Source organism: Clostridium niameyense, from assembly GCF_001243045.1.
GTDB classification, from domain to species: domain Bacteria; phylum Bacillota; class Clostridia; order Clostridiales; family Clostridiaceae; genus Clostridium_F; species Clostridium_F niameyense.
In genome coordinates this window covers 1,331,881-1,352,618 of the sequence record NZ_LN849007.1, presented here as the reverse complement: position 1 = coordinate 1,352,618, position 20,738 = coordinate 1,331,881, and the positions used below count along the sequence as shown (strand labels likewise).

The window sequence follows — 20,738 nt, the reverse complement described above, 5'->3', positions numbered from 1 at the left end:
TTGAGTAAAGAGTTAGAAGATAATATAAAATTATTATATAATTCAGCTCCCCCAGCTTCAAATTCTACTGGTATGGAAGATACAATTATAAAAGTACGTCAGTTGGTAAAGCAATCTGAAGATAAGCCATTATCTTTTTGGAAGTTCTTTTTTTTACAATTTGGTTTTATGAGAAAAAAAGTTTGGTTTATACAAATAGTAATAATTTTAGCATTTAGTATAAAGTTGACTTGTTCTTCTAAAGGAGTTGAAACTCTGGCTATGATTTCATCAGCAGCACCTTTATTGGTAATTGCAGGGATTAAAGAGCTGGCACGTTCTTATACATATGAAATGGCTGAAATTGAATTATCAACTACATATTCTTTTAAACAATTAATGATAACTCGTATTACAATTTTAGGATTAATAGATATTTTAGGGCTTACTATTTTATTAATTTTATCTGGAGTAAGTATGAAATTACATTTAATAGCACTTATACTGTATATTTTTGTTCCGTTTTTAGTTACATGTTTTGGTTGTTTGTTTATTCTAAATAACTTTAAGAGTATGGATAAAGATTATAAATGCATTTTGTTTGGGTTATTTGTTATGATTATGATTTTTATAATTACTTATACATTCCCTAATTTATATGAACCTTCTGCTTGTTTTATATGGAGTATTATGTTTTTAATTTCATTAATTGGTGTTATTAGAGAGATATATAAATTAGGAAAAATTTGTGATAGAAAATTTGATGGAGTAATTATGTAATATATTTAGAAATTAGGAGGAATTTTAATGGAACTTATTTTTGATAGATTAACAAAGCATTTTGATAGTAAGATAGCTGTAGATAGAATTTCTATGAAATTAGCTACAGGAGTTTATGGATTGTTAGGGCCTAATGGTGCTGGAAAAACCACTCTCATGCGTATGACCTGTGGAGTATTAAATTCTACGTCAGGAGATATTCTTTTAAATGGCGATAGTATTAATAATCTCGGAGAATCATACAGAAATGTACTTGGTTATTTCCCGCAGGATTTTGGGTATTATCCAGATTTTACCGCTAAAGAATTTATGTATTATATTGCTGCATTAAAAGGTATAAACGTACATAAGGCTAAAAGTAAAACCAGAGAATTATTGGAATTGGTTGGATTATATGAAGTTGCAAATAAAAAAATTAGAACATTTTCTGGAGGTATGAAGCAACGTTTAGGAATTGCTCAAGCAGTTTTAAATAATCCTAAAATATTAGTTTTAGATGAACCTACAGCTGGATTAGATCCAAAAGAACGAGTTCGTTTTAGAAATTTGATTGCCAACTTAGCGAAAGATAAAATTGTGATTTTGTCTACTCATATTGTATCAGATGTAGAATATATTGCAGATAAAATTCTTCTTATGAAAAAAGGTAGATTAATTATGCATGGTACAGTTGAAGAGCTTGTAGACTCAGCAGAAGGATTTGTATGGAAATGTTTAGTTCCAAGAAATAATGTTAAGGATTATGAAAGTAAATATTGTATTGCTAATCTACATCATTTGGGAGATCAGGTTGAACTTCGTATTATTTCTAAAAATATACCTGTTCCTAGGGCAGAATCTCAGAAGGCTACTTTAGAAGATTTATGTCTACTGCATTTTCAAAATGAACAATTAGTGGACAAGGAGGTATAAAGTATAATGTGGACATTATTGAAATATGAGCTTAAGAAGATTTTTAAACGAAAAAGCACAATAATTGCTTTAATTACTAGTATAATATTTATATCTTTTTTATCAATTTTATTTGTAACTGGAAATTCATATGTAAATGAGGAAGGCAATAGAATACATGGATTAAAAGCTATTGAGTTAAAGAAGAAAGATGTATCATTAGTTTCTGGAAATTTATCTATAGATAAATTAACTTCTATATTTAATGAATATGAAACTATAATAAAAGATAAAAAGAATTTCAATACTGGTACCAATGACCTTAGTAATAATGTTTATAAAAAATATGTTCAAAACAAGGAAGATATTTTAGATTTATTGCGTGAAAATTATTTTCCAGTTGGTAAAGGAAATTATGATTATTACATTTTATATTCATTATCTAATAAAGATGTACAAAAATTTTATAAACAACGTAATAAAAATATTAAACGACTATTATGTTCTCAGCATTATTCAGAAAATCAAAAAAAGCGTATTCTAAGCTTAAATAATAAAATTTCAACCCCGTTTTATTTTGATTATTCTGATGGATGGAAAGACATTTTTGCTCGTGGTTTTCGGTCAGTACTAATTATAATTGCTTTTGTTGTAAGTATATGTATAGCACCTATTTTTGCTTTTGAATATCAAACAGGAGCAGATGCAATTTTACTTTCAACGAAATACGGAAAAAATAAATTAATAAAAACAAAAATAATAGCAGGAATTTTATTTGCTACGATTGTTTATAGCATAGAGGTTTTGTTCTTTACAGTAAGTATGTTGTGTTGCTATGGAATATCTGGATGGAATATTAGCTTTCAAATTTTATCACTTGCATCTATTTATCCATTAACTGTGCTACAGGTGTATTTGTTAGGAACTATGATTGGATATTTGGTTATGCTTTCAATTATATCCATAACTATGGCGTTATCATCAAAATTTAAGACGCCATTTTCAGCTATTATTATAAGTTCACTGTTGATTTTTGCACCATTATTTATTCCGAAAAGTAAAAGTAGTTTACTTATTAATAATATATTAAATTTACTTCCAGCAAATGCATTTAATGTGTTTTCTGTATTTTCTGTATATGATACTTATACTTTTAATAATACTGCTATTATGTTGCCTAAAGCTATTATAATGATTTCATTTATAATGATATTAATATTTTTGCACATTGCCTTTTATAAATTTAAGAAACATCAAGTAGTATAATTTTAATTTTTCATATGTATACATTTGTATATTATTAATGATTCCTTTATTATTAAATGTGAATATTCATTTGATGTATATGTTTTTTAATCAAATTCTTTAGTAGAATATTTATATTATAGTTCTGTTGTTATTTCATAGAAATGGTTGGAATCTAATTCTAGTATATTAGTATAAGAATCTTTAGATTTTAGAATAAATTAAAGTATTTTATATAGAGGAATAATAGCAAAATATGGTATAATTAATATAAAATCCAATGAAGAGGTGAAAAAATGATTAAACATATTGTAATGTGGAAGTTAAAAGACATGGCTCAGGGAAAATCTAAATTAGAAAATGCTAATATCATAAAAAAGGATTTAGAGGCTTTAAAAAATATAATTGAAAATGTTAATTTAATTGAAGTTGGAGTAAATATTAATGCTTCAGATGGGGCCTATGATGTAGTTTTATATTCAGAATTTAATACCATGGAAGATTTAAATTCCTATCAAAAACACCCAGATCATTTAAAGGTTGGGGAATTTATTGGTAAAGTTAAAGAGGAAAGAATAGTTACAGATTACGAAGTATAAAATATTAACTAAATTTATAATTGTTTTATATAATAATATAAGTTGAGCAACTTAAAGAGTAGAAGAAATTCTACTCTTTTTGTATAGTTAAATATATTTTTTGACTTTTTCCAGAAAAGCTATAAAATATAATGAGTGATATAAAATAAAATGTAGGTGATTGTATGGAAGAAAGACTGCAAAAGTATATGGCTTCTTGTGGAGTTGGATCTAGAAGAAAATGTGAAGAAATAATATTACAGGGGAGAGTTTCAGTAAATTCTAAAAGAATTACACAATTAGGAACTAAAGTAATTCCTGAAGAAGATAAGGTTTATTTGGATGGAAAATTAATAACTCCAGAAGAAAATAAGGTATACATACTTTTAAATAAACCTAAGGGATATATATCTACTGTACAGGATGAGAAAGGAAGAAAAACTATTTTAGATCTTGTACATGTTAAAGAGAGAATATATCCTATAGGGAGATTAGATAAAGACTCATCAGGTATTATAATACTTACTAATGATGGGGAAATATATAATAAAATAATTCATCCATCTAAAGAAAAAGTTAAAACTTATAGAGTATTAGTAGATGGAATTCTAGATGAAAATCATATTAAAAGGTTTAAAGAAGGTATAGATATAGGGGGATATATAACTGCTCCTGCAATTTTGGACATAGTAAAAATATATAAAAATTCTACAGAGGTATTAATAAAAATATATGAAGGTAAAAATAGACAAATAAGAAGAATGTGTGAATCTATAGGTCATAGAGTTTTGCAACTTGATAGAATAGCTATAGGTGATATAAAAAAAGGAGACTTAAAGCAAGGTACTTGGCGAAATTTGACTTCTCAGGAGATTGAGTATCTGAAAAAAGTGTAAAAATATAAATTTAAAGTTTGTCATAAGTAAAAGTTATTGTTAAGGATATGACAATAATATTTTTTTATATATAATGTATTCATTTTATTTATATAATTACTTTTAGATTTGCAATTATATATAGTATATAAAACCCTTAAGTAAACTTATTAAAAGTAAAGATGCAAATATTTAAAGGTAAGAGTAAAAAAGAATTAATATAAGTCAATTGACTAATAATTGAAATTCATATTGATAAATTTTTCAATGGGTGATAAACTGAATTATATAATTCATAAATTTACCTGTAGGAAAGGGTTGAATATAGATATGGAAGAAAACAAACAAGATTTAATGCGTTTAATACAGATTAAATTTCCAAGGTTAAGTAAAGGACAAAAGTTAATTGCAGAATTTATATTAAAACAATATGATAAGGCTGCTTTTATGACTGCAGCTAAACTTGGAAATAGTGTAGGAGTTAGTGAATCTACAGTAGTTAGATTTGCCAACGAATTAGGATTTTCGGGATATCCTAAACTTCAAAAATCTCTACAAGAACTTATAAAAAATAAACTTACTACAGTTCAAAGATTAGAGCTTTCTAATGATTACACTAGTGAAGAAACAGCTCTAAAGGGTGTTTTAAAATCTGATATGGAAAATATAAGAGCCACATTAGAGAAGATAAATCATAATACTTTTGAAGAAGTAGTAAATAGTATTTTTAGAGCTAAAAAAATATACATAATTGGACTTAGAAGTTCCACTGCTTTAGCAGAATTTCTAGGGTTTTATTTAAATTTAATTTTAGATAATGTAAAAGTAATTACTTATGGTATAAGTGATATATTTGAACAAATAATCAATATAACAGATGAAGATTTAGTTATAGGTATAGGATTTCCAAGATATGCTGCTAGAACTATAGAAGCTTTAAGTTTTGCCCAAAAAAGACAAGCGGAAGTTGTAGCTATAACAGATAGCTTACTTTCACCATTAGCGGCTAAAGCGGATTATACATTAATTGCGCAAAGTAATATGGCATCATTTGTCGATTCGTTAGTGGCTCCACTTAGTGTGATAAATGCGTTAATTATTTCAGTAGGATTAAGAGAAAAAGGAAAAATTTCATCGACTTTTAACGATTTAGAAAATATTTGGAGAGAATATGAAATTTATTCTTATAGGGACAAAAAATGTTAAGAGAGTAAAAGAGGTAATTGATATTGCCTCTTTTTTTGTTTTTTGCTACTTTTCAAAAAATTTATAACTTTTTTTATTTATAAGAAGGAAAAAGTGAAAACGTATAGAATATTATAAATATAAAAGAATTTAAAAAATAAATTAAAAAAGTACAATTAGTTTTGTACAACAATAATAATAATAAATTATTGCAATATTATATTCACTAACTATTGGGAGGTAATTAAACATGGCAAAAGAAAATTTAAATCCATTTGAAAATGCTCAAAAGCAAGTTAAGAAGGCTTGCGACAAATTAGGTATGGAACCTGCAGTTTACGAGATATTAAAAGAACCTGCAAAAGTTTTAGAAGTTTCAATTCCAGTAAAAATGGATGATGGCTCAGTAAAGGTTTTCAAGGGATTCAGAGCTCAACATAACGATGCAGTAGGTCCTACAAAAGGTGGAGTTAGATTCCATCAAAACGTTTCAAGAGACGAAGTGAAAGCTTTATCTATATGGATGACTTTTAAATGCGCAGTAACAGGAATCCCATATGGCGGAGGAAAAGGTGGAATCATAGTTGATCCAAAGACTCTATCAACAGGAGAACTTGAAAGATTAACTAGAGGTTATATAGATGCAATCCACAAATTTATAGGAGAAAAAGTTGACGTTCCAGCACCAGATGTAAATACTAATGGACAAATCATGGCTTGGATGGTTGACGAATACAATAAATTAGTTGGACGTAGTGCTATAGGTGTTATAACTGGTAAACCAGTAGAATTTGGTGGATCATTAGGAAGATCTGCAGCTACAGGATTTGGTGTTGCTGTAACAGCAAGAGAAGCAGCTGCTAAGTTAGGAATAGATATGAAAAAGGCTAAATTAGCTATCCAAGGTATAGGTAATGTTGGAGGAAGTACAGTTGTAAACTGCCAAAAACTTGGTGGAACAGTTGTAGCAATGGCTGAATGGTGCAGAGAAAAAGGAACATATGCTATTTATAACGAAAACGGTTTAGATGGAAATGAAATGTTAGCATACATTAAAGAACATGGTAATTTATTAGGATTCCCAGGAGCAAAAGAAATCTCATTAGAAGAATTCTGGGCATTAGATGTAGATATATTAATACCTGCAGCATTAGAAAATGCTATAACTAAAGAAGTTGCTGAATCAATAAAAGCTAAACTTGTTTGTGAAGCTGCTAATGGTCCAACAACTCCAGAAGCAGATGAAATATTAAACAAAAAAGGAATAACATTAACTCCAGACATATTAACTAATGCTGGTGGAGTTACTGTTTCATACTTCGAATGGGTACAAAACTTATATGGATACTACTGGACAGAAGAAGTAGTAGAACAAAAAGAAGAAGAAGCTATGGTTAATGCATTCAACGATATTTGGAAGATTAAAGAAGAATATAATGTTCCAATGAGAGAAGCAGCTTATATGCACTCAATTAAGAAAGTTGCAGCTGCTATGAAATTAAGAGGTTGGTATTAATTTTAAGTAATTAATTAATAAAGGGGTTTGTATAAAAACAAACCTCTTTATTTTTATATACATATTTATATTAATTCATTTATTCTATATAATAAGTAGTAAGAGTTAAATTATAATGAGGTGATATATGTGGCAAAGGTGGTAGTAATAGGAGCAGGTCCAGCAGGTATGATGGCTGCTATAAAGGCTTCAGAAAAAAATGAAGTTACTTTAATAGAGAGAAATGAAAAGTTAGGTAAAAAACTTTATATAACGGGAAAAGGAAGATGTAATGTAACTAATGCAAAAGATATAAGTGAATTCTTTGATTATATACCTACAAATCCACATTTTCTTTATAGTTCTTTATATACTTTTACTAATGAAGATACTCAAAACTTTTTTAATGATTTAGGGATTAAATTAAAAGTTGAAAGAGGAGATAGAATTTTTCCTGTATCTGATAAATCTTCAGATATAATAATAGCTATGGAGAAAGAATTGAAAAGAAAAAAAGTTAATATTATGTTACAAAGTAGAGTGTCTAAAGTAGTTAAAGAAAATAATGCTATAAAATATGTAGAACTTAAAAATGGAAATAAAATATATGGGGATTATTTTATTTTATGTACTGGTGGGGTATCTTATCCTCAGACTGGTTCTACTGGAGATGGACATGAATTTTCTGAAAAGCTAGGGCATAATATAAAAAAGTTAAATCCTGCTTTAGTTCCATTAGAACTTTCAGAAGTTTGGATTAAAGATCTTCAAGGTCTATCTCTTAAAAATGTAGAAATTAGTATAATTGATGAAAAGAATAAAATTTTATATAAAAATTTTGGGGAGATGCTTTTTACTCATTTTGGAGTGTCAGGACCTATAATACTTACAGCTAGTAGTATTATAGATAGACCTAATTTAAAGTTAAAAATAAATCTAAAACCAGCTCTATCACAAGATCAACTAGATTTAAGAATTCAAAAAGACTTTAAAAAATATGCTAATAAAGATTTTAAAAATTCTTTAAATGATTTATTACCTAAAAGACTGATAGATATAATAATAAGAATTAGTGGTATAAATGAGGATAAAAAAGTAAATTCCATAACTCGAGAAGAAAGAAAAGCTTTAGTTAATATAATTCAAAATCTTACTTTAAATATAAAAGGAAAAAGACCTATTGCAGAGGCTATAGTAACTTCAGGGGGGGTTGATACCTTTGAGATAGATCCTTCTACTATGAAGTCAAAAATTGTAGAAAATTTATATTTTGCAGGAGAATTAGTGGATGTAGATGCTTTTACAGGAGGATTTAATATACAAATAGCCTTATCTACGGGATATTTAGCAGGCTTAAAGGCAGGTGAATAAATTGAAAGCTATACGTGGAGCTATAACTATAGAGAATAATTCTATAGAGGATATTAAAAATGCTTCTATAGAGCTTTTTTCACAAATAATTGAAAGGAATAATATAAAAATTGGTAGCATAGTTTCTATAGTAATATCTTGTACTAAGGATATTACTAAAGGTTATCCTGGAAAATATATAAGAGAACATTTTGATTTACAACAAGTAGCTATAATGCATTTTAATGAAATGTATGTAGAGAATTATTTACCTATGTGTATAAGAATAATGATTCTTGTGGAGGATAGAGATTTAAAAAATATAGAATATGTATATTTAAAAAAAGCGAAAAACCTTAGAGAAGATTTATTAAATTTAAATTAAATGATGTAAAATGGAGGAATTTGAAATAATTTTATAGAATATAAACTATTATAAACTATTCTTTAAAATAAGGAAAGAAAGGCGGAATTAAGTTGAACATATCTGTAGCCATAGATGGACCGGCAGGAGCAGGAAAAAGTACTATAGCGAAAATTATTGCAGATAAGCTTAATTTAATGTATATAAATACAGGTTCTATGTATAGAGTTGTAACATTAAAAGCTTTAGAAAAAAATATAACTGAAAATGAAATTGATAAAATAGAACAATTAATATCTTCTATGAATATAAAGTTCTTAGGGGATAATATTATAGTAAATGACGAAGATTTAACAGAAAAAATTAGGATGCCTTTAATTAACAATAATGTTTCTAAATATGCTTCAATACCTGAAGTTAGAGAAATGCTTGTAAGTATGCAGCAAGATATAGCTAAAAAATATAATGTGCTTATGGATGGAAGAGATATAGGTACTGTAGTTTTAAAAGATGCACCATATAAGTTTTTTGTTACAGCATCTCCAAAAATAAGAGCAGAAAGAAGATACAAAGAATTAAAAGAAAAAGGATTAGATGTAAAATATAATGAAGTTCTAGATGAAATTGCTAAAAGAGACTATATAGATAGTAATAGAAAAATAAATCCATTAAGAAAAAGTGAGGATGCTATACTTATAGACACTTCTAATTTAACTATTGAAGAGGTAGTGGAAAAGATGTGTAGTTTTATAAAATAAATTAAACTAGGTTAGGAGAATATAAGTATGAATATAATTTTAGCAGATAAAGCAGGTTTTTGCTTTGGGGTTAAAAGAGCAGTAGAAGAAACCTTAAAATCTAATAATAAATATAAAAAAGTTATATATACTTTAGGACCTTTAATTCACAATAGTGATGTGGTAAATAATTTAAAAGAAAAAAATATATTACCTATAGAAATAGAGGATATTCATAAATTAGAAAAAGGAGAAACTATAATTATAAGATCTCATGGGGTTCCATTAGATGTTATTAATTATTTAAAAGAAAGAGAGTTAAATATAGTGGATACTACTTGTCCACATGTATCTACTATACAACATAAAGCTGAAAAATATTATAACTTAGGATATCAAATTGTGATAGTAGGAGACAAGAAGCATCCAGAGGTTATAGGTATAAATGGCTGGTGTAATAATTCCGCTATAATATCTAAAGATGGTAGTAATATAGATAGTTTAGAACGAAAAGTTTGTGTATTATGTCAAACTACAGAAAAAGAAGAAAACTGGAGAAGAGTACTTCAAGTAGTAATAGAAAAAAGTAAGGAAATAGTAGCTTTTAATACTATATGTAATGCTACTGTTGTAAGACAGCAAGCAGCCAAGGACATATCAAAAAAGGTAGATAAAATGGTAGTTATAGGGGGTAAAAATAGCTCTAATACTACTAAGCTTTATGAAATATGTAAAGCTAATTGTAAAGATACAATACATGTAGAAAACGCAAAAGAAATTCCTGAATACATATATAAAGATGATGTTACTATAGGAGTTACTGCTGGAGCTTCTACTCCAGATTGGATTATAAAGGAGGCTATATTAAAAATGAACAAAGAAGAATTAAATGTAGAACAATTATCCCAAGAAGAAATGATGGACTATATGGAACAGAATGAACAAAAAATAGTAGTAGGAAAAGTTGTAACAGGAAAAATAATATCTTTAAGTCAGGAGGGAGTTTTGGTTGATTTAAATTATAAATCAGAAGGAATTCTCCCTATAGAAGAAGTTGGTACAGATGAAAATGAAACCTTAGAAGATATATTTAAAGTAGGGGATAAAATAACAGCAAAAGTAATTAGAATAAAAAATGAAGATGGTTATGTAGTACTTTCAAGAAAAGAGCTTCAAAGAGAAAGGGCATATAATAAATTAAAACAACTTTATGAAAATAATGAGACAGTAAGTGTTATAGTAAAAGATGTTGTTAATGGAGGATTAGTTTCCACATATAAGGGTGTTAGGGTGTTTATACCAGCATCCCATATAGATCTTTTTCATGTAGACGATTTATCTAAATACAAGGGACAAAAATTAGATGTTAAAATAATAGAATTCAATGAAGAAAAATTAAGAACAAAAATAGTAGGTTCAAGAAGAGAAATATTAAAGGTAGAACAAGAAAAGAAAAGAGAAGAAACTTGGGCATCTTTAGAACAAGGTCATATATTAGAAGGAGAAGTTAAAAGATTTACAAGTTTTGGTGCATTTGTAGATGTAAATGGAGTAGATGGACTTTTACATGTATCAGAAATATCTTGGGGAAGGGTAGAAAGACCAGATGATGTTTTAAAAGTAGGACAGAAAATAAAAGTTTATATATTAGAGATAGATAAAGAAAATAGAAAAATAGCCTTAAGTTTAAAAAAGTTAATGGAAAATCCATGGAATAATGTAGAAGATAAATATCCATTAGGTAGTATAGTGTTAGGAAAAGTAGTTAGATTTACAGATTTTGGTGCATTTGTAGAATTAGAACCTGGCGTGGATGGATTAGTTCATATATCAAAAATAAGTAATCAAAGAATAGAAAAACCACAAGATGCTCTTAATTTAGGAGAAGAAATAAAAGCTAAAATATTAGAAGTGAGTAATGAACATAAAAGAATTGCTTTAAGTATAAAAGATGTAGAGGAATTTTAATAAACTATAATAAATAAGTTTTAAAAATAAAAAATATGTGTGCTAGGATTAATCTAGTATACATATTTTTTATTTTTAGTAATATTATTTTTATTCATTAATATAATTTATATAGATGTATAAAGGGAGGATTGGCCATGGGGGATAGAAGATTAGTAGCTTATGGAGAAAATATAATTTCCAAAAACGAAACAAAGATGATAAAAAAGGTTTTAAATAAATATGACTTTAGAGCTATAGATTTTTCTAAAGTAAGAAGTGTTTACAAAATAGAAACCACTAGTGGGAATAAATGTTTAAAAAGAACTAAGCATGGAAAATATAAAATAAGAAATGGCCATATGTTAGTGGAAGAACTTAAAAAAGCAGGTTTTAATAATATTGCAGATTATTATAATACAAAACAAGGAGCTTATTATGTTAAATATAATAAGTGGGTGTTCTATGCTACAGATTGGATAGATGGAGAAGAATGTGATTTAAGTTATATAGAAGAAGTGGAAGAATGTGCTAAGTTATTAGGTGAATTTCATAAAGCCACAAAGAACATAGATTTGTCTAAAATAAATGTTAAAAATCATTTAAAAAAATGGCCTAAGGTTTTTAGTAGAAATTTAAATGACATGGAGAAATTTAAAAAAGTTATAGAACATAAAAGAGTGAAAAATGAATTTGATTCCATATATTATGAGCATATAGAAAATTTTTACTCAAGGGGATTAGTAGCCCTAAATTATCTTAATACTTCTGATTATTATAGGATATCCAAGGAAACAAATAAGGATAAATCTTTATGTCACAATAGTTTTTACTATCAAAATATAATAAAAAAGGATAATAAATATTATCTTATAGATTTAGATAGTATAATTATAGATATACAAGTAAATGATTTGGGAAAATTTATAAGAAGATTGATGGCTAAAAAAGAATACCAATGGGATTTTGAAAAAGCTAAAAGAATAATTAAAGCTTATAATAGTGTATATAAACTTGAGAAAAGTGATTTAGAGGTAATGCTTGCCCTTATTATATTTCCTCATAAATTTTGGAAGTTAGGTAAGAAGAGATATAAAAAGCATAAGCATTGGTCTGAAGGTAAGTATATGAATAAATTAAATAAAATAATTAAGTATGATGAATATGAAAGAAAGTTTTTAGAGGAATATATAAAGTATTTAGAAGAATATTAAATATAAAATAGCAGTTTGACTAATTTTTTCTTTAGTTTTATACTATATGAGTAAGAATTAAATTCAAAAGTTAAAGAGGAATATTATGTATAAATGTATTGGTTTAACTAAAAATAAGGTAAACTGTTTTAAAGAACTTAATGATTATAGATATGACTTTAATAATTTAAATGAAGATTTTTTTAAAATATATGATGACGCTAGTTTAATAGAAAAGATTATTCTTAGAAAAAAAGTTAAGTTAATTTTCTTAAAAGATAAATGTATAGGTTATATATGGAATACTAAAAGAGGAAAAGAAAATTATATAAATGCCTTAAGTGTGGATAGTGAACATAAATATGATATATCAATATATGAAAAGCTTATTAATTCTATTAAATATGATACTGCAATAAACTATTGTTGTGAAAACAATGGAGAGAACTATAACATATTGAAAACTATAGGCTTTATTAAAAAAGAAGGTACTATACAATTAAAGCTAGATTTAAAAGATAAAACTTTTCCATTTAATACTATTCCATATATATGCATTGAAAAATTATGTTTAAATAGGGATGAAAAAATTAGATGTTTTATACAAAATGAAATTTTTAAAAGTAATACTAGGATTCCACTAACAGTAGAAGATATATATTATGATGAAAAACAAGATTATTATTATGAAAATGGTTCTATATTTATGAAGATTGGTGAGAATTATATTGGATATGGTCAAGTTATAATGGAGAATCAGATTCCGTTTATAGTCAACTTTGGTATAATGCCAGGATATAGAGGGAAGGGGTATAGTAAAATCCTATTATTTCATATATTAAATGTTTTAAAAGAAAAGAACTTTGATTTTGTTATGATAAGAGTAAATTCTTTTAATAATGTAGCTTTAAATTTATATGAATCCGTAGGTTTTACTTTATTTAAAGAAATTTATGATTTTCAAATAAAAAAATAGCCTGCTACAGTTTATTGTAGCAGGCTATTTTTTATCTATTGTTATATTTTTCTATGGCTATCTTTAACAATCCCATTGCTTCTTTTAAGTCTTCGCCTTTTAAGCAATAGGAAAGTCTAATTTCATCAATTCCTAGTCCAGAAGTTGCATAGAATCCTTCAGCAGGAGCTACCATAACAGTTTTATGGTCGTAGTTAAATTCCTCCAATAACCATTTAGCGAAATCTTCAGCATTTTTAACAGGTAATTTAGCAACAATATAAAAAGCGCCTGTAGGTTTTTCGCAAACAACTCCAGGAATATTCTTTAGTCCTTCAAACATAATATTTCTTCTGTTCTCATACTCTTCTCTAACTTCTTTAAAGTAGCTTTCAGGAGTATTTATTAAATTAGCGGCACCTAATTGTTCTACAGTAGGTACACATAATCTAGATTGACATAATTTTAATATTTGATGTATAAGTTCCTTATTTTTAGAAGCTATAACCCCAATTCTAGCTCCACAAGCACTATAACGTTTAGAAACGCTATCTATTATAATTAATCTTTCTCTTATATCTTCTAGATACATAGCAGAAGTATATTTTAGATTATCATATACAAACTCTCTATAAACCTCATCTGCTATTAAGAATAAGTCTTTTTCTTTAACAATATCAGCAAGCATTCTTAACTCTTCATAGCTATAAACAACCCCAGTAGGATTTCCAGGATTTGAAATTAATATAGCCCTTGTTTTATCAGTTATTTTATTTAATATTTCTTCTTTTTTAGGAAGATGGAATCCATCCTCGGCTTTAGTTAAGAATGGCACTACTTCTACACCAGCAGATTGAGCAAATCCATTATAGTTTGTATAGAAAGGTTCTGGAATTATTATTTCATCCCCAACATCGCATAGTGCCATTAATGAAAGTTGAATAGCTTCACTTCCACCATTTGTTATTAATAATTCATCTTTATCAAAATCTATATCCCATTGCTTATAGTATTTTATAAAACTTTCTAATAAAGGATCCATACCTTGAGAAGCAGTATACTTTAATACAGTTTCATTAAAAGATTTAATTCCTTCAGTGAAGCATTCAGGAGTTTTTATATCTGGTTGTCCTATATTTAAATGATAAACATGAATTCCTTTTTTCTTAGCTTCAGCAGCATATGGTGCCAGCTTTCTTATTGGTGAAAATTGCATTTTAGATATTCTTTCTGAAAAATTCATTTAATATACCCCCCAATAGTTTTATTTATTTTAAAATTATATGTTCAATAGGTACGTAATATGATTTTGCATTTATTAAAATACTTTCAGTAGTAATTGTATTAAAATATTCCTTATCACATATACATTTAAATCTCAAACTATAATCATTATCAGAACTTTCATCACAATAATCTTTAGCATTATACATATAAATCATCTCCTTTTAGATTAGTTTAACCTAAAAGGAGATATTTAAAACAAAGTAAATTATAGTTAATTTACTATTTATAATGTTTTTCTAAAACTTTTCCTAATCTCTTAATACCTTCAACTATTTTTTCATCACCCATGCAAGAATAATTTAATCTAAAGTAATTATTATGTCCTCCGTTAGGGAAGAAAGGACCACCTGGTACATAAGCAACATTTTGCTCTAAAGCTTCAGGCATTAATTCTTTTGCATCTAAATCTTCTCTAAGTTCAACCCATGTGAATAATCCTCCAACAGGGAATGTGAATTTTACATCCTTAGGGAAGTATTCTTTCATGCTATTTAACATTAAATCTCTACGTCTTTCGTAAACTTTTTTAATTTGTGCAACGTGTTCATTTAAATCATATTTTGTCATGAACTCAGCAGCAATTCTTTGGTCTAGTGAACTAGCTTGTAGGTCCACACCTTGTTTTATAATTATATATTTTTGAAGAATTTCAGGTTTAGCACAAACCCAAGCAAGTCTTAATCCAGGGCAGAAGTTTTTAGAGAAAGTTCCAAGATATATAACCCAACCTTCTTTATCAAAGCTTTTTATAGCTGGATGTCTTTCTCCTTCATATATAAGATCTCCATATGGATTATCTTCAATTACAGGAATTTCGAATTCAGCTGCTAATTCAGCAACTCTCTTTCTTCTGTCATCTGGCATAGTTCTTCCTGTTGGATTTTGGAAGTCAGGAATTGTATATATCATTTTAACTTTGTCGCCATGTTCTTTTAAAGCTTTTTCTAATTCTTCAACAATCATACCATTATCGTCCATTGGTATTTCAACAAACTTAGGTCTATATGCTTTGAATGCATTTATAGCACCTAAGTAACTTGGGCTTTCACAAAGTATTATATCTCCTTCATTTACAAATATCTTAGCTGAGAATTCAATACCTTGTTGAGATCCATTTGTTATAGCTATTTCATCAGCTGTAACGTTTACTCCAGCAGGAGCCATTCTTTGTTTTGCAATTATTTCTCTAAGAGGTTTAAATCCTTCTGTTGAACTGTATTGTAATGCAGATTGGCCATCTCTTTCTATTACTTCATTAGTAATTTCTTTTATTTTTTCTACTGGGAATAATTCAGGTGCAGGTAATCCACCAGCAAATGAAATTATTTCAGGTTTTTCTGTTAGTTTTAATAATTCTCTTATTTCTGAAGCTTTTAATCCTTTAGCTCTCTCTGAAAAACGTATATTCATTAGTAAATCCCTCCAAAAAACATTGTGCTTATTTTTCATTTTATTGTTTATATAATCTATTCTACAAATAATTATTATATCCTTCTTTTGAATTTATAAAAATTTATAAAAATTAAAAAAATTTATAATAATGTTAATAAAATGTCAAATAATTCTGTAACTTTTTGTAGAAAAATAGTTATTATTTTTAATGATAAATTTTAAAAAATATGAAAATCCCTCCATTTAGCAAAAAAAGTATTTTGAACTTAAAAATTTACTATATATTTTAAGTTTTAACTATTAATAATATACAGAATTTATTAATAATTTTTAATATGATGTTATTAATTTATCATATTAAACTTAGATATTATTTAGTTTTAATATTTGTAAATGAACATATTCTATTTGAGAAGGTTAAATCTTAATTTTAAAGTTTAGGTGATTATAAATGAGTTCAAATATAAAGTTAGTTAAATGTTTTTCAGTGAAACAATACCTCTTCCTGAAGGAGCTACTGATATTGAGTTTACTGTATTTACAGAAGTTTTCGTTGGTAAATGGGCGACAATTTATCATAGAATATTTGACGAGGCTCCAGTGAAATGCTATCAATTAATGGGGGGAGCATTCTATGCAATTTGTAATGAGGTCTCTTGCAATAGTTTGGGTATAAATGGAGCAAATAGTAACTGTTGTAATTGCTGTAAGTGTTGTGACAGGTGCGATTATTATAAGTTATATAATAATCATAAATAAATTCAAACGAAAATATAGTATGAGTTTTTCATACTATATTTTCCATTTTAAAAATCTTAATTAAAAAGTGATTTAATTAAGATTAAATGAATTTATATATAATGAACAAATAAAACTACCGCTAGTCAACTTGTTCTACTAATTGAGGTATGCCAGCTAAAAGAGCAGAAGCTTTTATAAGTTCAGTAGAAAATGCAACTTTAGTTATTAAAGAAAGTGGTATCATTAAGATTGTTCCTGTAATAGTTACTATACTTATTACTTTATCATGTTAAACTTAAATATTATTTAATCCCAGTATTCATAAGTGAATATATTATATTTGAGAAGGTTAAATCTTAATTTGAAAGTTTAGGTGATTATAAATGACTTCAAATATAAAGCCGGTTAAATTAACAGATTCAAATAAAATTCAAGTAAATCCAGATGATGGATTTATTAGGGTAACTAATTATGGATTATTTCTTTCATATTTTAGTGTGTTTTACCGCTATAATGGCAGAGATTATTACAAAGAAAGCCCAATTTTCTCCATGTTCTTTAGTGAAACAATAACTTTTCCTAAAGGAGCTACTGATATTGATTTTACTGTATATGTACAAGTGTACTTCCAGCTATGGAATACAATTTATTTTAAAATATTTAAAACACCTCCCCAAAAATGCTATAAATTAATGGGAATATCTTTATATTCAACTTGTACAGAGGTTCCTTGCAATGGTTCAGATATAAACGGTCCAAATTGTAACTGTTGTAATTGCTGCAATTGTTGTAAGTGCTATAAGTGTTGCGACAATTGCGATTATTATAAGTTATATAGTAATCATAAATAAATTTAAACGAAAATATAGCATGGATTTTCCATACTATATTTTCACTTTAAAAATAATAAAAGTTATAAAAATTAAATATAAGTTACTTAATAATTATTATGTAAATAAAATTTAAAGTAAACTAACATAATAAAAATTAATAAAATAATTATATCTAATTATAAAATTAAGTTAATTTTATAATTCTTTTTAAATTAAGAAAAAATTAAATCATAATAAAAAACCACCAATAAATGAAGAGTTTTTTCAAAAATGATGGTCTTTTTTATTTACAATAGTATAGTTATAAGAGTAAGAGCAGATATTATTTGTATTAGGGCAATTGAAAGGCTATATATAGATGCTTTTACACCTTGTTTTATTAATTCTTTAAAATTAACTCTCATACCGATACCTGCTAAAGCAATAATTTCAAAATTATTACTTATATTTTTCATGACTTTGGACAAAAAAAGAGGAATTATATTAAGCGTGAATAGTGTACATGTTATAAAAAATCCTATAACGTACCAAGGTATTTTTATTTTAGATTTTTTTGATATATTATATTCTTCATTTTTCATAGATCTTTTCTTTAAATTTCCTAATATGATAACTACAAATACTAAAAATATTATACGTACTATTTTAAAAATAGTAGCTAAGTCTTTTACAGATTCGCTTATCATACTACCGCTAGCAACAACTTGTCCTACCGATTGAAGTATACCACCTAAAAGAGCAGAAGTTTTTATAACTTCAGTAGAAAATGCAACTTTGGCTATTAAAGGAAGTAGTATCATTAAGATTGTTCCTGTAAGATTTACCATAGTTATACTTATTACTTTATCATCATCACTAGCATCTATAACTGGAGCTGTAGATGCTATAGCTGAAGAACCACACACTGCATTACCACTAGCCATTAAATATCTAAAGTTTTGAGAAAATCCAAGCTTCTTTCCTAAAAATAAGGCAAACGTAACGGTTATACACATTTGAATTATTATGAAACCAACTCCAGATATACCTAGTTTAAGTATAGTTTGTGCACTAAGAGTTCCTCCAAGTAAAACTATGGAATAGGAAAGTAAATCACTTTCTGCAAACTTTGATCCTTGGGCATAACTTTTTTTATTTCCAAAGGTATTTCCTACAAGCATTCCTAAGAAGATAGCAAGGGTTGCACCACCTATAGTAGGAATAAATTTACCAAGGAATTTACCTATATAAGCAATTATTGTACATATAATAAGACCAGGTATTATTTCTTTTATTTTCTTTAGTGAATTACACATAATATCATCCTTTCTGATAGCATTTACTATGTTTTTATTACGTGGATTTACATTATAAAATAAAGTATAATAGCTATATAATCATAAGTAAAATATATATAATTAATGATAATCATTTATTTTTTTAATTATGAAATAATAAAAAGGAGAAATTATAGATATGTTAGAAGAATTAAAAACCTTTATAGCTGTAGTGGAATATGAAAATTTCACTAAGGCAGGTAATTCAATAAATTTATCGCAGCCTAGTGTAAGTCTGCATATAAAGCATTTGGAAGAGTATTTTAATACAATACTTATACAACGTTCTGTAAAACAAAAAAACATAATAATAACTAAATCTGGAAGATTGCTTTATGAAAAGGCAAAACAAATAGAAAATATATTGGAAGAGACTAGAAATGAGATACTAGATTATACCAATAGCATAAAGGGAGAATTAAATATAGGTGCTAGCTTTACTATAGGGGAATATGTATTACCTAGCTTTTTAGGCGAGTTTTCAAAAAAATATCCTAATTTAAAATATGCGGTTACTATCGAAAATACTACCAATATATGCAAGAAAGTAGAAGATTTTCAATTAGATTTGGGACTTGTGGAAGGTATAGTTACAAGTAATAAATTTATACATGAAGATTTTTATAATGATAAGTTAGTTTTGGCTGTTCCTTATAGAGATGAACTTTGTAATAAAAAGTTCCAAATTCAAGATTACCAAAATAAAACTTGGATTGCTAGAGAAAATGGATCTGGTAGTAGAGAATACTTAGATATATTTTTAAATAGTAATAATATTGTACCTGGGAACTTAATAGTATTTGGTAGTAATTATGCAGTTAAGGAAGGTGTTAAAAATAATTTAGGTATTACATTAATGTCTTATTATATAGCTAAAAAAGCTGAAAAAAATAAAGAAATATCTATCATAAAAACTAATGAGAATTATTCTAGAAGTTTTTCTTATATATTACCCAAAACTAATATAGCTTCTAAGAGTATAGAAACTTTTATAAATAATCTAAAGGAATATTTAATTATGTAAATATTAACATTGATAGATTTTAAAGGTAATTAAAACAGTAAATAAAAAAGAACTTGCATTGCAAGTTCTTTTTTATTTATTTTATCTTTTTTATTGTAAAGGTAGGGACAATTTTTAGCAGGGCTTTTTCAGAATCAAATCTATAATTAGTTGATGATTTAAAGTATTTGGAAGATCCTTTAGGCATCTTTTTTTGAGCCTTAGGGGTATACCCAAAAGGAGTTAGAATTATTTTTACCATTGAGCCAATTGCTTGTTTAACAGTAGGATTATTAAAATCAAAATCAGGTGAAATATTAAATTTAGATTCGAGTTCAGATATACATCCAGAAAGTGCAGGTTTATTTTTAGAGTTTGCTAATAGCATTTTATTTATATTAACTGGATCTGATAAAAATTCAAATACATTTATGGAATATTCATTATGTGCATATTTTTTATATTTTGGATATTTATTTATAAAATCATCAAACTTAGGAATATTACACATAGAGTATCATCCTTTCTAATGAATTTATATATATAGATATATTACATATATGAATATATTTTATAATTGTTACATATTAAG

The 20,738-nt window shown here is 26.7% G+C and carries 22 protein-coding genes; 17 read left to right on the top strand and 5 right to left on the bottom strand.

Going from position 1 to position 20,738, the window contains the following annotated elements:
* The 13 genes from BN1711_RS07345 to BN1711_RS07285 all read left to right on the top strand — a co-directional run bounded on the left by BN1711_RS07345 (window position 1) and on the right by BN1711_RS07285 (window position 13,595).
* Window positions 1–759 (top strand): hypothetical protein, encoded by a 759-nt coding sequence (locus BN1711_RS07345; RefSeq protein ID WP_050607516.1) that lies wholly within the window; start codon window positions 1–3, stop codon window positions 757–759.
* A gap of 27 nt (window positions 760–786) precedes the next feature.
* A complete protein-coding gene (locus tag BN1711_RS07340; protein ID WP_050607515.1) occupies window positions 787–1,671 on the top strand; it encodes an ABC transporter ATP-binding protein in 885 nt (294 codons plus the stop codon).
* 6 nt (window positions 1,672–1,677) lie between these two features.
* Window positions 1,678–2,916: an ABC transporter permease subunit gene (locus tag BN1711_RS07335; RefSeq protein ID WP_050607514.1), complete on the top strand. Its 1,239-nt coding sequence runs from the start codon at window positions 1,678–1,680 to the stop codon at window positions 2,914–2,916.
* Between the two features lie 275 nt (window positions 2,917–3,191).
* Complete coding sequence (locus BN1711_RS07330) at window positions 3,192–3,494, top strand: Dabb family protein (protein ID WP_050607513.1); 303 nt, start codon at window positions 3,192–3,194, stop codon at window positions 3,492–3,494.
* 164 nt (window positions 3,495–3,658) lie between these two features.
* Entirely contained in the window at window positions 3,659–4,369 is a 711-nt protein-coding gene (locus tag BN1711_RS07325) for a pseudouridine synthase (protein WP_050607512.1), read from the top strand.
* A 309-nt stretch (window positions 4,370–4,678) separates the two neighbouring features.
* On the top strand, window positions 4,679–5,554 hold the full coding sequence (locus BN1711_RS07320; RefSeq protein WP_050608460.1) for a MurR/RpiR family transcriptional regulator: 876 nt from the start codon (window positions 4,679–4,681) through the stop codon (window positions 5,552–5,554).
* 229 nt (window positions 5,555–5,783) lie between these two features.
* The gene (gene gluD / locus BN1711_RS07315) at window positions 5,784–7,049 is read left to right on the top strand and encodes an NAD-specific glutamate dehydrogenase (protein ID WP_050607511.1); all 1,266 of its coding nucleotides are present in this window, start codon (window positions 5,784–5,786) and stop codon (window positions 7,047–7,049) included.
* 129 nt (window positions 7,050–7,178) lie between these two features.
* A complete protein-coding gene (locus tag BN1711_RS07310) occupies window positions 7,179–8,399 on the top strand; it encodes a BaiN/RdsA family NAD(P)/FAD-dependent oxidoreductase (RefSeq protein WP_050607510.1) in 1,221 nt (406 codons plus the stop codon).
* 1 nt (window position 8,400) lies between these two features.
* Window positions 8,401–8,763, top strand: coding sequence for a chorismate mutase (gene aroH / locus BN1711_RS07305; protein ID WP_050607509.1), 363 nt, complete (start codon window positions 8,401–8,403; stop codon window positions 8,761–8,763).
* A gap of 92 nt (window positions 8,764–8,855) precedes the next feature.
* Window positions 8,856–9,500 (top strand): (d)CMP kinase, encoded by a 645-nt coding sequence (cmk, locus tag BN1711_RS07300; RefSeq protein ID WP_050607508.1) that lies wholly within the window; start codon window positions 8,856–8,858, stop codon window positions 9,498–9,500.
* Between the two features lie 27 nt (window positions 9,501–9,527).
* Window positions 9,528–11,447, top strand: coding sequence for a bifunctional 4-hydroxy-3-methylbut-2-enyl diphosphate reductase/30S ribosomal protein S1 (locus BN1711_RS07295; protein ID WP_050607507.1), 1,920 nt, complete (start codon window positions 9,528–9,530; stop codon window positions 11,445–11,447).
* Window positions 11,448–11,584: 137 nt separating this feature from the next.
* Complete coding sequence (locus BN1711_RS07290) at window positions 11,585–12,640, top strand: CotS family spore coat protein (RefSeq protein ID WP_050607506.1); 1,056 nt, start codon at window positions 11,585–11,587, stop codon at window positions 12,638–12,640.
* A gap of 85 nt (window positions 12,641–12,725) precedes the next feature.
* On the top strand, window positions 12,726–13,595 hold the full coding sequence (locus BN1711_RS07285; RefSeq protein ID WP_050607505.1) for a GNAT family N-acetyltransferase: 870 nt from the start codon (window positions 12,726–12,728) through the stop codon (window positions 13,593–13,595).
* Window positions 13,596–13,626: 31 nt separating this feature from the next.
* Here BN1711_RS07285 and BN1711_RS07280 read toward each other — a convergent pair whose 3' ends face one another.
* The 3 genes from BN1711_RS07280 to BN1711_RS07275 all read right to left on the bottom strand — a co-directional run bounded on the left by BN1711_RS07280 (window position 13,627) and on the right by BN1711_RS07275 (window position 16,271).
* Window positions 13,627–14,817: a pyridoxal phosphate-dependent aminotransferase gene (locus BN1711_RS07280; protein WP_050607504.1), complete on the bottom strand. Its 1,191-nt coding sequence runs from the start codon at window positions 14,815–14,817 to the stop codon at window positions 13,627–13,629.
* A 25-nt stretch (window positions 14,818–14,842) separates the two neighbouring features.
* Complete coding sequence (locus BN1711_RS12565) at window positions 14,843–15,007, bottom strand: hypothetical protein (RefSeq protein WP_163248500.1); 165 nt, start codon at window positions 15,005–15,007, stop codon at window positions 14,843–14,845.
* A 73-nt stretch (window positions 15,008–15,080) separates the two neighbouring features.
* Window positions 15,081–16,271 carry an aminotransferase-like domain-containing protein gene (locus BN1711_RS07275; protein WP_050607503.1) on the bottom strand — a complete coding sequence of 397 codons (1,191 nt, stop codon included), beginning with the start codon at window positions 16,269–16,271 and terminating at the stop codon, window positions 15,081–15,083.
* Between the two features lie 459 nt (window positions 16,272–16,730).
* Here BN1711_RS07275 and BN1711_RS07270 point away from each other — a divergent pair, with 459 nt between their 5' ends.
* The 3 genes from BN1711_RS07270 to BN1711_RS07265 all read left to right on the top strand — a co-directional run bounded on the left by BN1711_RS07270 (window position 16,731) and on the right by BN1711_RS07265 (window position 17,845).
* The gene (locus tag BN1711_RS07270) at window positions 16,731–17,012 is read left to right on the top strand and encodes a hypothetical protein (protein ID WP_050607502.1); all 282 of its coding nucleotides are present in this window, start codon (window positions 16,731–16,733) and stop codon (window positions 17,010–17,012) included.
* 149 nt (window positions 17,013–17,161) lie between these two features.
* Window positions 17,162–17,287: a hypothetical protein gene (locus BN1711_RS12850; protein WP_279233072.1), complete on the top strand. Its 126-nt coding sequence runs from the start codon at window positions 17,162–17,164 to the stop codon at window positions 17,285–17,287.
* Between the two features lie 90 nt (window positions 17,288–17,377).
* Complete coding sequence (locus tag BN1711_RS07265) at window positions 17,378–17,845, top strand: hypothetical protein (protein ID WP_050607501.1); 468 nt, start codon at window positions 17,378–17,380, stop codon at window positions 17,843–17,845.
* Window positions 17,846–18,114: 269 nt separating this feature from the next.
* Here the strand turns inward: BN1711_RS07265 and BN1711_RS07260 are convergent, their stop codons facing one another.
* Complete coding sequence (locus BN1711_RS07260; protein WP_050607500.1) at window positions 18,115–19,122, bottom strand: YeiH family protein; 1,008 nt, start codon at window positions 19,120–19,122, stop codon at window positions 18,115–18,117.
* A 160-nt stretch (window positions 19,123–19,282) separates the two neighbouring features.
* Between BN1711_RS07260 and BN1711_RS07255 the strand changes: the two genes are divergently transcribed.
* Window positions 19,283–20,167, top strand: a complete 885-nt coding sequence (locus BN1711_RS07255) for a LysR substrate-binding domain-containing protein (RefSeq protein ID WP_050607499.1) — start codon at window positions 19,283–19,285, stop codon at window positions 20,165–20,167.
* A gap of 76 nt (window positions 20,168–20,243) precedes the next feature.
* Here the strand turns inward: BN1711_RS07255 and BN1711_RS07250 are convergent, their stop codons facing one another.
* Window positions 20,244–20,657, bottom strand: coding sequence for a hypothetical protein (locus BN1711_RS07250; protein ID WP_050607498.1), 414 nt, complete (start codon window positions 20,655–20,657; stop codon window positions 20,244–20,246).
* Between the last annotated feature and the right edge of the window lie 81 nt (window positions 20,658–20,738).

What these genes read in the sequence shown, in the direction of transcription:
- BN1711_RS07270 (WP_050607502.1), top strand. Translation starts at nt 16,731, where the DNA reads ATGTTTTTCAGTGAAACAATACCTCTTCCTGAAGGAGCTACTGATATT.
- gluD (WP_050607511.1), top strand. Translation starts at nt 5,784, where the DNA reads ATGGCAAAAGAAAATTTAAATCCATTTGAAAATGCTCAAAAGCAAGTT.
- BN1711_RS07335 (WP_050607514.1), top strand. Translation starts at nt 1,678, where the DNA reads ATGTGGACATTATTGAAATATGAGCTTAAGAAGATTTTTAAACGAAAA.
- BN1711_RS07330 (WP_050607513.1), top strand. Translation starts at nt 3,192, where the DNA reads ATGATTAAACATATTGTAATGTGGAAGTTAAAAGACATGGCTCAGGGA.
- BN1711_RS07285 (WP_050607505.1), top strand. Translation starts at nt 12,726, where the DNA reads ATGTATAAATGTATTGGTTTAACTAAAAATAAGGTAAACTGTTTTAAA.
- BN1711_RS07265 (WP_050607501.1), top strand. Translation starts at nt 17,378, where the DNA reads ATGACTTCAAATATAAAGCCGGTTAAATTAACAGATTCAAATAAAATT.
- BN1711_RS12565 (WP_163248500.1), bottom strand. Translation starts at nt 15,007, where the DNA reads ATGTATAATGCTAAAGATTATTGTGATGAAAGTTCTGATAATGATTAT.
- BN1711_RS07290 (WP_050607506.1), top strand. Translation starts at nt 11,585, where the DNA reads ATGGGGGATAGAAGATTAGTAGCTTATGGAGAAAATATAATTTCCAAA.
- BN1711_RS07250 (WP_050607498.1), bottom strand. Translation starts at nt 20,657, where the DNA reads ATGTGTAATATTCCTAAGTTTGATGATTTTATAAATAAATATCCAAAA.
- BN1711_RS07320 (WP_050608460.1), top strand. Translation starts at nt 4,679, where the DNA reads ATGGAAGAAAACAAACAAGATTTAATGCGTTTAATACAGATTAAATTT.
- BN1711_RS12850 (WP_279233072.1), top strand. Translation starts at nt 17,162, where the DNA reads ATGCCAGCTAAAAGAGCAGAAGCTTTTATAAGTTCAGTAGAAAATGCA.
- BN1711_RS07275 (WP_050607503.1), bottom strand. Translation starts at nt 16,271, where the DNA reads ATGAATATACGTTTTTCAGAGAGAGCTAAAGGATTAAAAGCTTCAGAA.
- BN1711_RS07295 (WP_050607507.1), top strand. Translation starts at nt 9,528, where the DNA reads ATGAATATAATTTTAGCAGATAAAGCAGGTTTTTGCTTTGGGGTTAAA.
- BN1711_RS07280 (WP_050607504.1), bottom strand. Translation starts at nt 14,817, where the DNA reads ATGAATTTTTCAGAAAGAATATCTAAAATGCAATTTTCACCAATAAGA.
- BN1711_RS07255 (WP_050607499.1), top strand. Translation starts at nt 19,283, where the DNA reads ATGTTAGAAGAATTAAAAACCTTTATAGCTGTAGTGGAATATGAAAAT.
- BN1711_RS07260 (WP_050607500.1), bottom strand. Translation starts at nt 19,122, where the DNA reads ATGTGTAATTCACTAAAGAAAATAAAAGAAATAATACCTGGTCTTATT.
- BN1711_RS07325 (WP_050607512.1), top strand. Translation starts at nt 3,659, where the DNA reads ATGGAAGAAAGACTGCAAAAGTATATGGCTTCTTGTGGAGTTGGATCT.
- BN1711_RS07340 (WP_050607515.1), top strand. Translation starts at nt 787, where the DNA reads ATGGAACTTATTTTTGATAGATTAACAAAGCATTTTGATAGTAAGATA.